Consider the following 13,764-nt stretch of genomic DNA (forward strand, 5'->3'; position numbering starts at 1 on the left):
CGCCACGAAAAAGGTCTCGTTCGCGAGGCCTTTTTCATGACCTATCTCATCTACATAGCAGCCGCGGTTGCCGAGATCGCCGGCTGCTTTTCCTTCTGGGCCTGGTGGCGGCTGGCGAAGTCGCCCCTGTGGCTGGTGCCGGGCCTCGTGTCGCTGGCCTTGTTCGGCTTGCTTTTGGCGTTGGTCGACACGAATGCCGCCGGTCGCGCTTACGCCGCCTATGGCGGCATCTACATCGCCGCCTCGCTCGGGTGGCTGTGGCTGATCGAGGGCGTGCGTCCAGACCGTTTCGACCTGTTGGGTGCCGCGCTCTGCATCGCCGGCGCTTCGGTCATCCTGCTCGCGCCAAGGGGAGCCTGACATGGAGCTCCCCGCCCCGCTGCGGCAAGGCGTCGACAGCCTGCTCGAGAAGGTACCGCTGCCGGCGCTGAAACAGGCCGCCAAGACGCTGTCCGAGCGCTACCGCGCCGAGCTGCGCGACGGCCGCCTGCACATGGCGGAAGACATGGCGGTGAAGGCCTACCTGGCGACCAGGCTGCCCGCCACCTACGCCGCCGTCCGCGCCTGCGCCGACGCGCTGACCGAAGCCCGTCCCGATTTCCAGCCGAAAAGCCTGCTCGACATCGGCGCCGGGCCTGGGACGATGCTCTGGGCCACGACCGACGCCTGGCCTGAGCTCCAACAGGCGGTGCTGGTCGAGGCGAGCGCCGCAGTGCGCAAGGTTGGCCAGTCGCTGGCCGCCGGCGCGATCGCCGTCCCGACCGACTGGATTGCCGGCGACGCCACCATCGATCTCGATGGTTTCGAGCCCGCCGACCTCGTCAGCGCGACCTATGTCCTGGACGAGATCGCACCGGCCTCGCTGAGGAAGCTGGTCGACCGGCTCTGGCGCCTGACGTCCGACACGCTGCTCGTCGTCGAGCCCGGCACGCCGGCCGGCTGGCAGCGCATCCTTGCCGCGCGAACGCAACTTGTCGAAGCCGGCGCGCATGTCTCGGCGCCCTGCCCGCATGACGCGCCCTGCCCGCTCCTGCCGCCCGACTGGTGCCACTTCTCGCGGCGCGTCGCCCGCTCGCGCCTGCATCGGCTGGCCAAGGATGCCGACGTGCCGTGGGAGGATGAGAAGTTCATCTACCTCGCCGCTTCGCGTCATCCCGCGCCGGCGCGCGCGGCGCGGGTGATCGCCCCGCCAAAGACGGGCTCCGGCAAGGCGGTGCTCAAGCTCTGCCGGCCGGACGGCGATGCCGGCGAGCGCCTGTTCAGCAAGCGCGACGGCGACTTGTTCAAGGCAGCGCGGCGGGCGGACTGGGGCGATTCGTTCTCGGAAAACGGGGCATAAACCGCAAATTGTTCTTGATATGTTCCAGCGAGTCGGATAGGAGTTTGCACCTTTCCGAGTCAACCGGAATCGGGGTACGCGAACACTCTCCTGTGGACGGTTCGCCGTCCCTGTGAACAACGGGCATCAAGGCCGGTTGACCGAGCAGGTGATGCAGAAAGGTCAGCACCCCGATCGTCCCGTTCTGATATCGAGAGGCCGGGATCAGCATCGGGGACATCATGGCAGAAGCAGCGCGCAAACTCGGCGTGGCGGAGCAACCGCTTTATCGCGAGGCACCGAACAACATCGAGGCCGAGCAGGCGCTGCTTGGCGCAATCCTCGTCAACAACGACGCCTTCTACCGCGTTTCCGATTTCCTGAAGCCCGCGCATTTCTACGAGCCGCTGCACCGCCGCATCTTCGAGGTCGCGGCCGAGCTCATCCGCATGGGCAAGATCGCGACGCCGATCACGCTGAAGACCTTCCTGCCGGCGGAAGAGAAGGTCGGCGACATGACGGTGGCGCAATATGTCGTGCGGCTAGCCGTCGAGGCCGTCACCGTCGTCAACGCTACCGACTATGGACGCGCCGTCTACGACCTCGCCACGCGCCGGGCGCTGATCACCGTCGGCGAGGACATGGTCAACATCGCCTATGACGCACCGGTCGACATGTCGCCCTCCGACCAGATCGAGGACGCCGAGCGGCGTCTTTTCGAATTGGCGGAAACGGGCCGCTACGACGGCGGCTTCGAAAGCTTCAACGACGCGGTCAAGACCGCCGTCGACATGGCCAACGCCGCCTATATGCGCGACGGCCATCTGTCGGGCATCGCGACCGGCCTGCGCGACCTCGACCGCCGCATGGGCGGCCTGCAGCCTTCCGATCTGATCGTGCTTGCCGGACGCCCCGGCATGGGCAAGACCTCTTTGGCCACCAACATCGCGTTCAACATCGCCGAGGCTTACGTCCCGGCGCAGCAGGCCGACGGTTCGTTCAAGGCGGCCAATGGCGGCGTCGTCGGCTTCTTCTCGCTGGAAATGTCGTCGGAACAGCTCGCCACCCGCATCATCTCCGAGCAGACCGAGATCTCGTCATCGAAGATCCGTCGCGGCGAAATCTCCGAAATGGATTTCGAGAAGCTGGTGGCCTGCTCGCAGACCATGCAGAAGATCCCGCTGTTCATCGACCAGACCGGCGGTATCTCGATCGCGCAGCTCTCGGCCCGCGCGCGGCGCCTGAAGCGCCAGCGCGGCCTCGACCTCATCGTCATCGACTATATCCAGCTGATGCAGGGCTCTAGTGCCCGCGCTTCGCAGAACCGCGTGCAGGAAATCACCGAGATCACCACCGGCCTGAAGGCTTTGGCCAAGGAACTCGGCGTGCCGATCATCGCGCTGTCGCAGCTGTCGCGTCAGGTCGAAAGCCGCGACGACAAGCGCCCGCAGCTCTCGGACCTGCGCGAATCCGGCTCGATCGAGCAGGACGCCGACGTGGTGCTGTTCGTCTACCGCGAGGAATATTACCTCAAGAACCGCGAGCCGAAGCTCGGAACCGAGGAATACGTCAAGTGGGAAAACGAGATGAACGAGGCGCGCGGCAAGGCCGAGTGCATCGTCGCCAAGCAGCGCCACGGACCGACCGGCACCGTCAGCCTCGCCTTCCACGGCGAATTCACGCGGTTCTCGGATCTGGCGGAAGAGCATCATCTGCCAGAGAGGTTTGAGTAGGTTTCGGAGTACCCGATTGGATTTCAACGACATCTATCAGCGGATGAAATTCGAGGCTTACGAAATCTCCGAGGAAGAACGAACGCAACTGACTGACTATCTGAAAAAAGCTGGCTCAACTTCTCGGTTGGAATCCAACACCGCCCTGCTGGTATTCTGTTATTCGAGCGACCCGCTCCCCCAGAATGTCGAATTGGTGAGGAAATTCCTTGCCAATCGAACCGACGACTACGTCCGCAGTGCAGCGGTAACTGGCCTATATCGGATTTGGCGCTTGAACACCCCATCCGACATCGACGAGCTGAAAGGCCTTTTGGCACTGTGGTCCGTAGAGTCCCGGTATGAGAGCTCTCTTGCCGCTATCGGGTGCGCATTCGATCTGATGCACCGGCTTCAGGATCGCCGCCTATCTGTTGCACTTCTGCAATTATTGGAGACGCTCCACGAAGGAGTCATGCGGGAGAACGATTCAGCGGTCGGCTTATTCGTCCACGCGTGCTGGTCAGCGTACGACAATTGGGCTCTGAACAACCAACAACGTCGGATCCATTTCGATACGATCGAAGAGGCTTTGCCGATTTACTGGGATCGCCAGAAATACCTGTTGGAATCGATAAACTGATGGCCAAATCCCGCGTCCAGTTCATCTGCCAGAATTGCGGCGCGGTGCATCAGCGCTGGGCGGGCAAATGCGATGCCTGCGGCGAGTGGAACACGCTGGTCGAGGAAGGCACGGCCGGCGGCATCGGCTCAGGGCCGGCGAACACGCGCAATGCGCGCAAGGGCCGCGCCGTGGTGCTCACCAGCCTCTCCGGCGACATCGAGGACGCGCCGCGGATCGTGTCGGGCATCGGCGAGCTCGACCGCGCCACCGGCGGCGGCTTCGTGCGCGGCTCGGCGCTTCTGGTCGGCGGCGATCCCGGCATCGGCAAGTCGACGCTGCTTACGCAAGCAGCGGCGGCCTTGGCCTCGAAGGGCCACCGCATCGTCTACGTCTCGGGCGAGGAAGCGGTCGCGCAGATCAGGCTGAGAGCGCAGCGTCTCGGCGTCGCCTCGACGCCGGTGGAGCTCGCGGCCGAGACCAATGTCGAGGACATCCTGGCAACGATAGCCGACGGCAAGCGGCCGGACCTCGTCATCCTCGATTCCATCCAGACGCTGTGGACCGACCTTGCCGATTCGGCCCCGGGCACCGTCACCCAGGTGCGCGCCGCCGCCCAGGCGATGATCCGCTACGCGAAATCCACAGGGGCGGCGATCGTGCTCGTCGGCCATGTCACCAAGGAAGGCCAGATCGCCGGCCCTCGCGTCGTCGAGCACATGGTCGACGGCGTTCTCTATTTCGAGGGCGAGGGCAATCATCACTTCCGCATCCTGCGCACGGTGAAGAACCGTTTCGGGCCGACTGACGAGATCGGCGTCTTCGAAATGTCGGACAAGGGCCTGCGCGAGGTCGCCAATCCGTCGGAGCTGTTCCTCGGCGAACGACACGCGAAATCGCCGGGCGCCGCGGTTTTCGCGGGCATGGAGGGGACAAGGCCGGTTCTCGTCGAGATCCAGGCGCTGGTCGCGCCCTCCTCGCTCGGCACGCCGCGCCGCGCCGTCGTCGGCTGGGACGGCGCGCGGCTCTCCATGGTGCTTGCGGTGCTGGAAGCGCATTGCGGCGTCCGTTTCGGCCAGCACGACGTCTATCTCAACGTCGCCGGTGGCTACCGCATCTCGGAGCCGGCGGCCGACCTCGCGGTGGCCGCGGCACTTGTTTCGTCGCTCACCGGTCTTGCCCTTCCCGCCGATTGCGTCTATTTCGGCGAAATCAGCCTTTCGGGCGCGGTGAGGCCGGTTGCGCATGCGCAGCAGCGTCTCAAAGAGGCCGAGAAGCTGGGTTTCGGAAGCGCGGTGCTGCCGCTCGGCAGCGAGGAAGTCGTTGGCGGTAATGGGGCCGGGGGAATCGCGGCCGGCGCTTTCCAGCCCACCGAGCTTGCCGACCTCGTGGCGCGCATAGCCGGCTCACGGCGCAGCCGCGCCGATGAGGAGGAGTGATGCGGCTCATGATGTGGGGCGAAAGACATGCCGATTACGCTGCTTGACGGAATTCTCGTCGGCTTCACCCTGGTCTCAGCAATGCTTGCCATGGTGCGCGGCTTTTCCCGCGAGGTGCTGTCGGTGGTTTCCTGGGCAGCGGCGGCGGCGGCGGCTTTCTTCTTCTACAAGCCGGTCCTGCCCTACGTTCAGCCCTATGTCGACAACGACAAGATCGCCATGGCGGCTGCCGCCGGCGTCGTCTTCGTCATCGCGCTGATCGTCGTTTCGGTGATCACCATGAAGATCGCCGACTGGATCATCGATTCGCGCATCGGCGCTCTCGACCGCACGCTCGGCTTCCTCTACGGCGCTGCCCGCGGCATCCTGGTCGTGGCGGTGGCGCTTCTGTTCTTCAACTGGCTGGCCGGCGCCAAGGCGCCCGCCTGGGTCGCCAACGCCAAGTCGCGGCCGCTGCTGGAGACGATCGGCGCAAAGCTCGAAAGCGTGCTGCCCGAGAACACGGAAGAACTGGTCAACAAATACACCCACAAGGGCACGGCCACGACCGAGACGCCGCCGACCACGGACCAGCCCCTGGCCGAACCGCCGGCGACCGGCGAAGACAACGCGCCGGCGCCCGACGACAGCGAGGGCGAGGCTCCGGCCGACAACGAGCCGACGCCGGCCCCTGCCCCGGCTCCCGCTCCGGCGCCGGCAAATTGATTTCAGGCCGGCCGTGACGGCCGGCCTCGTGCTCTTTGTGAATGCGTTGCTTTCGACGAGCGATCGCCCTATATGGCGATTTTAGCGGAGCTTGAGCCCGACATGGCAGACCCGAAGGCAGACGCAGGCGACGTGCTTTCCGCCGAGGCCGACGATCATTTCCACGACGAATGCGGCGTGTTCGGCATCTTCGGCCGGCAGGACGCCGCAGCCATCGTCACACTCGGGCTCCACGCCCTGCAGCATCGCGGCCAGGAAGCGGCCGGCATCGTCTCCTATGACGGTACCCAGTTCCACGTCGAGCGCCATGTCGGCCTGATCGGCGATACCTTCACCAAGCAGAACGTCATCGACCGTCTGCAGGGCAACCGCGCCATCGGCCACACGCGTTACGCCACCACCGGCGGCGCCGGCCTGCGCAACATCCAGCCTTTCTTCGCCGAGCTTGCCGAGGGCGGCCTGGCGGTCGCCCATAACGGCAATCTCACCAATGCGCTCACCGTGCAGCGCGTGCTGCAGAAGCAGGGCTCGATCTTCTCGTCCACCTCCGACACCGAGACGCTGCTGCACCTGGTCGCGACCAGCAAGGAACGCGATCTGAATTCGCGTTTCATCGACGCGGTTCGCCAGGTCGAAGGCGCCTTCTCGCTGGTGGCGATGACGGCCAAGAAGATGATCGGCTGCCGCGATCCGCTGGGGATCAGGCCGCTGGTGCTGGGCGACCTCGACGGCGCCTGGATCCTCGCTTCCGAAACCTGCGCGCTCGACATCATCGGCGCCCGCTTCGTGCGCGACATAAAGCCCGGCGAGATGGTGGTGGTTACCTCCAAGGGCATCGAGAGCCTGTTCCCCTTCGAGCCGCAGAAGACCCGCTTCTGCATCTTCGAATATGTCTATTTCGCGCGGCCGGATTCCTCGGTCGAAGGCCGCAACGTCTATGATGTCAGGAAGCGCATCGGGGCGGAGCTGGCGCAGGAGAACCCGGTCGAGGCCGATATCGTCGTGCCGGTGCCGGATTCCGGCACGCCGGCGGCGATCGGCTTTTCCCAGGCAGCGGGGATTCCCTTCGAGCTCGGCATCATCCGCAACCACTATGTCGGGCGCACCTTCATCCAGCCTGGCGATTCCATTCGCCACATGGGCGTGAGGCTGAAGCACAACGCCAACCGCCGCATGATCGAGGGCAAGCGCGTGGTGCTGGTCGACGATTCGATCGTGCGCGGCACCACCAGCCAGAAGATCGTGCAGATGGTGCGCGACGCCGGCGCCAGGGAAGTGCATATGCGCATCGCCTCGCCGCCGACAAGCGCGTCGTGCTTCTACGGCGTCGATACGCCGGAGAAGTCGAAGCTCCTGGCATCGCGCATGTCGGTCGAGGAGATGGCCGAGTTCATCCGTGTCGACTCCCTCGGCTTCCTGTCGATCGACGGGCTCTACCGCGCCGTTGGCGAAGCGCGCCGCGACAACGACCAGCCGCAGTTCTGCGACGCCTGCTTCACCGGCCAGTACCCCACCCGCCTGCTCGATTTCGAAGGCCACGACAATGTGCGCACGCTGTCGCTGCTGGCGAGCAGCGGGTCATAAGCCGGGCCACCTCACGGAAGCTTTCACATGACCCTCGACCTCTCCGGCCGCGTCGCGGTCGTCACCGGCGCCTCGCGCGGCATTGGCTATTTCATCGCTAGGGAACTGGCGGCGGCCGGCGCGCATGTGGTTGCGGTCGCCCGCACCGTGGGCGGGCTGGAGGAACTCGACGACCAGATCAAGACCGACGGCCGCGGACAGGCCACGCTGGTGCCGCTCGACCTTACCGACATGGCCGGCATCGACCGGCTGGGCGGCGCGATCCATGAGCGCTGGGGCAAGCTCGACATATTGGTGGCGAACGCCGCCATTCTCGGCGTTGTCTCGCCGATCGGCCATGTCGAGGCGAAGACTTTCGAGAAGGTGATGACCCTCAACGTCACCGCGACCTGGCGGCTGATCCGCTCGGTCGATCCGCTGCTCCGGCTCTCCGATGCCGGTCGCGCCATCATCATGTCCTCCAACGCGGCGCATTCGGCGCGTGCCTTCTGGGCGCCTTACGCGGCCTCGAAAGCCGCGGTCGAGACGATGATGCGGTCCTGGGCGCATGAGACCGAGAGCCTGCCGCTGCGCGTCAACGCCGCCGATCCGGGCGCCACCCGCACGGCGATGCGCGCGCAGGCCATGCCCGGCGAGGATCCCGAAACGCTGCCGCATCCTTCAGAGATCGCCAAACGCATCGTGCCGCTGGCAAGCCCGCGGCTCAAGGAGACCGGGCTGATCTTCCAGGCCAAGCACAACCGCTTCGTTGCCTACCGCCAGCCGGAATAGACCGCACCTTGGTCCAACACATGTCATTTTCCCAAAACCGCTGGGCACTTTTGGGCGACATGCGTTGGGGATGAAAAAGGCCTCCGGCTACGTTTCTTCGAATGTAGACATTCGAAAACCGGAGGACCGACATGCGCAGACTTCTTCTCGTTGCCGCCACCGCGGTGGCCGCCGCTCTTGCCGCAACAGCAGGCGCGGCGCTGTCGCAAGACGCCAAGATGAGTTTCTTCGTCACCAGTGTCGGCTCCGGCAAGGGCGCCGATCTCGGCGGCCTGAAGGGTGCTGACGCGCATTGCGCCTCGCTGGCGGAGGCGGCCGGCGTCACCGGCAAGACCTGGCACGCCTATCTTTCCACCAGCGCCGAGGATGCGCGCGACCGCATCGGCAAGGGTCCCTGGTTCAACGCCAAAGGCGAGAAGATCGCCGACGATGTCGCCGCGCTGCACGGCGACGCCAACGGCATCACCAAGCAGACGGCGCTCAACGAGAAAGGCGAAGTGGTCAACGGCCGCGGCGACAAGCCCAACCGGCATGACGTGCTGACCGGCTCGAAGCCCGACGGCACGAAGATCGCCGACCAGACCTGCGGCGACTGGACGATGAGCGGCGCGGAGGGCGCCGCCATGATGGGCCATCACGACCGCACCGGGTTGGACGATTCGGCGGCGGCGAAATCATGGAACTCCTCGCATCCCTCGCGCGGCGGCTGCAGCCAGGAGGCGCTGAAAGGCACCGGCGGCGACGGCCTGTTCTACTGCTTCGCAGTCGAATGAGCACTCCGGATCGGTTCGTCGTCTCGCGGAACGAAGAACCGATCCATCGTTCTTGGTTTTGCTCGCAATTCCTGACCGGAAAACCGCTTCACACTTTCCCGGAATTGCTTTGTTTGACGCAATTCCTGACGGAAAACCGCTTCACACTTTTCCTGGAATTGCGTTGTTTGACGCAATTCCTGACGGAAAACCGCTTCACACTTTTCCTGGAATTGCTTTGGGCGAAAGCCCTCTTCACGGGTCTGTGAACGGGTTGGCGGAAGCGTGTTCCGCCGCCCTGCTTTCGCCATTTGCGGGGAGTTGCTAGGATCGGTCCGACTCCCACATCGAGCAAAGAGGAATTCCCATGGCTGCCACTCCCAGCGTCGCGTTGGTCTGGTATCTGGTGATCGCCGGCCCGCAAGGCGGCATGGTGGTGCTGCCCAGCACCTTCGACACCCGCGAACAGTGCACCAATGCGATTGCCGAATATCAGAAGCAGCCGACACCGCAGGGCTGGGCCGTGCAATGCGTGCCGAGCGCCTCGCCGTTTGCCGACGAAGGCGACGCGGAGGAGCCGTCGGCGCAGTAGCGCGAGCCAGTCCCTCCTCGAAGGGGAGATCAGCGCCCCGCGCTCACCGTCAACGCCGGCTTGCTGTTGATCGTCTGGAACACCACGCAGTAGCGCTCGGTGAGCTTCAGCAGCGAATCGATGCGCTCCTGCGGCTCGTCGCTGTCGAGGCCGAATTTCAGCCGGATCTCGCGAAACCCGACCGGCGCGTCACGGGCGACGCCGGGCGTGCCGCAAAAATCGACGTCGCCCTCGGCCTCGACGGTGGCGTTGCGGCGCTTGAACTCCAGCGCCGTCGCGACCGCCTTCAGCGTCACGCCGGCGCAGGCGACCAGATCGTGCGAAACTCGAACGTCCTTCGGCCGTTGTCCAACAGAAAGGAGACCCAGCATGGCCAAGGTGACCTCGCATCTGTGGTTCGAAAAGGAGGCGCGGCAGGCGGTGGAGTTCTATGTCGCCACCATTCCCAATTCGGCGATCGGCCGCACCACGGACGTGGCGGCGGACAATCCGAGCGGTCCCGCCGGCAGCGTCAAGATCATCGAATTCGTGCTCGACGACCAGAATTTCATCGCGCTCGAAGCCGGTCCGCTCGACCCGTTCAACCATTCCTTCTCGATCCTGGTCGAACTCGAGAGCCAGGCCGAGATCGATCGCATCTGGAACGCCTTTCTCGACAAGGGCGGCAAGCCCGAGCAATGCGGCTGGCTGAAGGACCGCTGGGGCCTGTCGTGGCAGATCGTGCCGAAAATCCTCGGCGACATGGCCGCCCATCCCGACCGCGAGCGCGCCAGACGAGCCACGGAGGCGATGCTTGGCATGGTGAAGATCGATGTCGCGGCGCTGGAAAGGGCGTTTGGGGGATGAGTGTCGTACGCGGTTTCAACGCATCATCGAAGGCGGCCGGCATATTCCAGCCTGGGTTCCTCGCCCCCACGACAGTGGGGCAGAGGCGGCTCGGCGTAGCCGAGAAGGGGGAGCGCCCTACGAAGGTCCCTCTCCGTCCGCTTCGCGGACACCTCTCCCCCGCTTTGCGGGGGCGAGGAACCCAAGGCTTGAGACGCTTTCTGTTCCATCCCCTTTGACTTCGCCCCTTCCGGCCATACCTTTGCGGAGGTCGTTCGCGCGGAGGTCTCATGCGGTCCAAGTTGAAGCTCGTCCCCCTCGTCCTCCTGGCGCTCACAGCCTTCGCGCAGCCAGCCCCGGCCGAAACACCGGAACGGCCGGCGCCAGCCGGCGGCGTCTTGTCGCTCCTGCCGCCGCCGCAGGTGACCGAGCATTCGATCACGCTTGGCGAGCGCAAGCTCGACTACCAGGCCAAGGCCGGCACACTGTCGCTTCTGTCCGGCAAGGGCGAGGTCACGGCGGAAATCTTCTACGTCGCCTACACGCAGCAATCGCCCGCCCCGGCGAAGGAGCGTCCGATCACCTTCGTCTTCAACGGCGGGCCGGGCGCGGCGTCGGCCTATCTGCATCTTGGCGCGCTCGGCCCGCGCATCGTCGCCACCGCGGCCGACGGCGAATTCCTGCCATCGCCGCAGAAGCTTATCGACAATCCGGACAGTTGGCTCGACATGACCGACCTCGTCTTCGTCGATCCGGTCGGAACCGGCTACAGCCGCGAGGCGCCGGACCAGGACACGAAGGCGTTCTGGGGCGTCGACCAGGACGCCAGTTCGGTCGGCGCCTTCATCCGCCTCTATCTGGCACAGAACGGCCGCACAGCTTCGCCGCTCTTCCTCGCCGGCGAAAGCTATGGCGGCTTCCGTGCCGCGCTGCTCGCCAGGACGCTGCAGGACGACGTGGGCCTCAGCCCCAGCGGCATCGTCCTGATCTCGCCGGCGCTGGAGTTCATGCTGGTGCGGCCGGACCAGTTCGACCAATTGCATTGGGCGCTAGAACTGCCCTCGCTGGCGGCAGTGCGACTTCGCGCCGACGGCGTCAGCGGCGAAGCGTTGCGCGACAGGCTGGCCGAGGTCGAGCACTATGCGCTTGGCGACTATCTGACGGCGTTGGCGAGCGGGCTGGAGCAAGGCGGAAAGCTGGCCAGCGGGCGGGTGGCGGAAATCACCGGCCTGCCGCTCGATCTCGTCGAGCGCAATTTCGCCCGCGTCCGGACCGGCCTGTTCGCGCGCGAATTCCAGCGCGCCAAGGGCAAGGTGCTCAGCCCTTACGACGCCATGGTCGCGACCAGCGACATCGCGCCGGAAAGCGCCCAAATCGCCGGCCCCGATCCGGTGCTCGACCGCAGCGTGCCGGTGCTGACCTCGGCCTTCGTCGCCTATGCGCGCGATGAACTGAACTACCGCACCGATGTCAGCTACCGTTTGCTCAACGGCGAGGTCAGCCACAATTGGGACTACGGCACCTCTGGCCAGGGTTATGCCGGGGTGATGAACGATCTGCAGCGGGCGCGCTCGCTCAATCCGTCGCTCGGCGTCGTCATCGTCAACGGCTACACCGATCTCGTCACGCCCTATCTCGCCTCGCGCTATCTGGTGAACCAGCTTCCCACGCTCGCCGACGCCAAGCCGATCCGTCTCGATGTCGTCGAGGGTGGCCACATGATGTATCTCAGGCCGGACGGCAGGCGCGCACTGAAGGAAGCGGCGTCCGAACTCTACCAGGCGACGCAGTAAGGTGGTGGCACGCGCTCGAGGTCACGAACCGGTTCCACCGCCGGCCGTTGGCGGACGCCGCCCGGAGAGGGCTTCAACCGCGTCTTCGATGCCGACAACCTGCCGCTCGACGTCCTCCAGATACAGCCGCCCGGCCACAATCTGATCGTCGATGATTTCGAACAGCGTGACACCGCGCACCTCGAAGGGTTGCCCGTCGGAGCGAGTACCCGACCAATGCCATTCGACCCAGGTCGTGTCACCGTCCCGGACCGAGCGCGTGACCGCCGCGTGGAAATCAGGAATTCCCGCGAACATGGCCTGCCAGTTGGCGCGCATCTGGTCGCGCCCGACGAAGGCTCTGCCCGGGTGCGCCGGCTGGACGCTGCGATAGTTCTCGTGGATGAGAGCGGTGAAAGCGTCGAGATGATGCGCGTTCATCGCGCTCACCAGTCGATCGATCACGTCAGTCATCGAAGCTCCCGGACTTATGCAACGCACGCACTGGCGCACGCCCTGATATGAGCCACGCCGATGAATCCGCGAGCCTCAAAATTACTGGATTGGGCTTTGGCCGTCCAGCATTGCAGGCCCGAACACGCTCGCCTGCTCCTGCCCCAACGCAAGGGTGGAGCTGGTGCAGAGGCGCGCCGGCTGCGCCATGGGATGGTAGCTGCTGCTGACAGCAGGGTGTCAGGGCGGCAAGCGTAGTCTGGTAACATGACGGATTCTCTCGACAGGCCCGACACGCTCAGGCACGCCGCGGCCAGCATCGCGGCCGAACGCACGCTCGGCATCGCGCTGGTCTCTGCGTCGGCGGTCGCCTTCGCGCTCACGGGCGTGCTGACCAAGTCGATCCATGCCGATCCGCTGACCATCACCTGCTGGCGCGGCTTCTTCGGCTCGATCCTGATCACCTTTTATGTGCTTTGGCGCAGGCGGCGTTCGGGCGGGCGCGAGAGTCTCACGCTGGGCTGGCGCGGCTGGCTGCTGGCCGTCGAAGGTGCGGCCGCCAGCATTGCCTTCATCTCGGCCTTCAAATTCACCTATGTCGCCAATGTCGCGGTGATCTACGCGACCTCGCCCTTCATCGCGGCGCTGCTCGCCTTGCTGCTGGTGCGGGAGAAATTCCGGCTGCAGACGATGCTGGCGGCGGCCATATCGCTTTTGGGCGTCGCCATCATGGTGGGCGGCGGCCTCGGCAGCGGCCACCTGTTCGGCGACGGGCTGGCGCTTTTGATGACGGCCGGCAGCGCGCTCTACATGATCATGGTGCGCGCCTTCCGCGATTCGCCCGTCGTCTGGGCCGGCGCAGTGTCGGCCTTCCTGCTCTTCGTGCTCGGCTGGTTCGTCACCGACCCGCTGGCCGTCTCTGCCCGCGACGTGGTGCTGCTTGCCAGCTTCGGCTGCTCCTTCGCGCTGGCCTCGATCCTGTGGACAGAGGGCTCGCGGCTGATCCCTGCCGCCGAATCCGGCCTGCTGGGCTCGGCCGAGGTGCCGTTCGCCATCCTGTTTGCCTTGCTGTTCCTCGGCGAAATCCCGCCCATCGCCAGCATCGTCGGCGGCGCCATCGTGCTTGGCGCGGTGTTCGCGCATGCCGGGCGCGACTGGATGAAGGCGAAATCGGCGCGTTCGTAAATTATTTTCGCGGTCACGGAACCATCATCCGACT

Annotated in this window: 15 protein-coding genes and 1 pseudogene; 14 read left to right on the plus strand and 2 right to left on the minus strand. The window is 65.3% G+C overall.

The window, feature by feature from the left end:
- Nucleotides 1-36: 36 nt before the first annotated feature.
- From EJ067_RS05205 to EJ067_RS05250, 11 genes are all read left to right on the plus strand, one after another.
- Nucleotides 37-360: a YnfA family protein gene (locus EJ067_RS05205; protein ID WP_126084976.1), complete on the plus strand. Its 324-nt coding sequence runs from the start codon at nt 37-39 to the stop codon at nt 358-360.
- A 1-nt stretch (nt 361) separates the two neighbouring features.
- Nucleotides 362-1,339: a small ribosomal subunit Rsm22 family protein gene (locus EJ067_RS05210; RefSeq protein ID WP_126084977.1), complete on the plus strand. Its 978-nt coding sequence runs from the start codon at nt 362-364 to the stop codon at nt 1,337-1,339.
- 221 nt (nt 1,340-1,560) lie between these two features.
- On the plus strand, nt 1,561-3,051 hold the full coding sequence (locus EJ067_RS05215) for a replicative DNA helicase (protein ID WP_126084978.1): 1,491 nt from the start codon (nt 1,561-1,563) through the stop codon (nt 3,049-3,051).
- A gap of 16 nt (nt 3,052-3,067) precedes the next feature.
- Nucleotides 3,068-3,673: a hypothetical protein gene (locus EJ067_RS05220; protein WP_126084979.1), complete on the plus strand. Its 606-nt coding sequence runs from the start codon at nt 3,068-3,070 to the stop codon at nt 3,671-3,673.
- Entirely contained in the window at nt 3,673-5,091 is a 1,419-nt protein-coding gene (gene radA / locus EJ067_RS05225) for a DNA repair protein RadA (RefSeq protein ID WP_126084980.1), read from the plus strand. The genes EJ067_RS05220 and radA overlap by 1 nt, the downstream gene beginning before the upstream one ends.
- A 27-nt stretch (nt 5,092-5,118) precedes the next feature.
- Nucleotides 5,119-5,796 (plus strand): CvpA family protein, encoded by a 678-nt coding sequence (locus tag EJ067_RS05230; RefSeq protein ID WP_126084981.1) that lies wholly within the window; start codon nt 5,119-5,121, stop codon nt 5,794-5,796.
- A gap of 102 nt (nt 5,797-5,898) precedes the next feature.
- Nucleotides 5,899-7,380, plus strand: coding sequence for an amidophosphoribosyltransferase (purF, locus tag EJ067_RS05235; protein ID WP_126084982.1), 1,482 nt, complete (start codon nt 5,899-5,901; stop codon nt 7,378-7,380).
- A 27-nt stretch (nt 7,381-7,407) separates the two neighbouring features.
- The gene (locus EJ067_RS05240) at nt 7,408-8,151 is read left to right on the plus strand and encodes an SDR family NAD(P)-dependent oxidoreductase (protein WP_126084983.1); all 744 of its coding nucleotides are present in this window, start codon (nt 7,408-7,410) and stop codon (nt 8,149-8,151) included.
- 131 nt (nt 8,152-8,282) lie between these two features.
- Nucleotides 8,283-8,924: a hypothetical protein gene (locus EJ067_RS05245; RefSeq protein WP_126084984.1), complete on the plus strand. Its 642-nt coding sequence runs from the start codon at nt 8,283-8,285 to the stop codon at nt 8,922-8,924.
- The gene (locus EJ067_RS34465; protein ID WP_189510415.1) at nt 8,921-9,172 is read left to right on the plus strand and encodes a hypothetical protein; all 252 of its coding nucleotides are present in this window, start codon (nt 8,921-8,923) and stop codon (nt 9,170-9,172) included. Before EJ067_RS05245 ends, EJ067_RS34465 begins: the two co-directional genes overlap by 4 nt.
- A 98-nt stretch (nt 9,173-9,270) precedes the next feature.
- Nucleotides 9,271-9,495 (plus strand): hypothetical protein, encoded by a 225-nt coding sequence (locus tag EJ067_RS05250; protein WP_126084985.1) that lies wholly within the window; start codon nt 9,271-9,273, stop codon nt 9,493-9,495.
- Between the two features lie 29 nt (nt 9,496-9,524).
- Here the strand turns inward: EJ067_RS05250 and EJ067_RS05255 are convergent.
- Nucleotides 9,525-9,809, minus strand: a pseudogene (locus EJ067_RS05255) (OsmC family protein); the annotation flags it as partial.
- A 55-nt stretch (nt 9,810-9,864) separates the two neighbouring features.
- Here EJ067_RS05255 and EJ067_RS05260 point away from each other — a divergent pair.
- Both EJ067_RS05260 and EJ067_RS05265 read left to right on the plus strand, forming a co-directional pair.
- On the plus strand, nt 9,865-10,341 hold the full coding sequence (locus EJ067_RS05260) for a VOC family protein (RefSeq protein ID WP_126084986.1): 477 nt from the start codon (nt 9,865-9,867) through the stop codon (nt 10,339-10,341).
- 269 nt (nt 10,342-10,610) lie between these two features.
- Nucleotides 10,611-12,113 (plus strand): peptidase S10, encoded by a 1,503-nt coding sequence (locus EJ067_RS05265; RefSeq protein WP_126084987.1) that lies wholly within the window; start codon nt 10,611-10,613, stop codon nt 12,111-12,113.
- 21 nt (nt 12,114-12,134) lie between these two features.
- Here EJ067_RS05265 and EJ067_RS05270 read toward each other — a convergent pair whose 3' ends face one another.
- Nucleotides 12,135-12,566: a nuclear transport factor 2 family protein gene (locus EJ067_RS05270; RefSeq protein ID WP_126084988.1), complete on the minus strand. Its 432-nt coding sequence runs from the start codon at nt 12,564-12,566 to the stop codon at nt 12,135-12,137.
- Nucleotides 12,567-12,812: 246 nt separating this feature from the next.
- Between EJ067_RS05270 and EJ067_RS05275 the strand changes: the two genes are divergently transcribed.
- Nucleotides 12,813-13,730: a DMT family transporter gene (locus EJ067_RS05275; RefSeq protein ID WP_126084989.1), complete on the plus strand. Its 918-nt coding sequence runs from the start codon at nt 12,813-12,815 to the stop codon at nt 13,728-13,730.
- Nucleotides 13,731-13,764: the final 34 nt, after the last annotated feature.

This window comes from Mesorhizobium sp. M1D.F.Ca.ET.043.01.1.1 (assembly GCF_003952385.1).
Classification (GTDB): domain Bacteria; phylum Pseudomonadota; class Alphaproteobacteria; order Rhizobiales; family Rhizobiaceae; genus Mesorhizobium.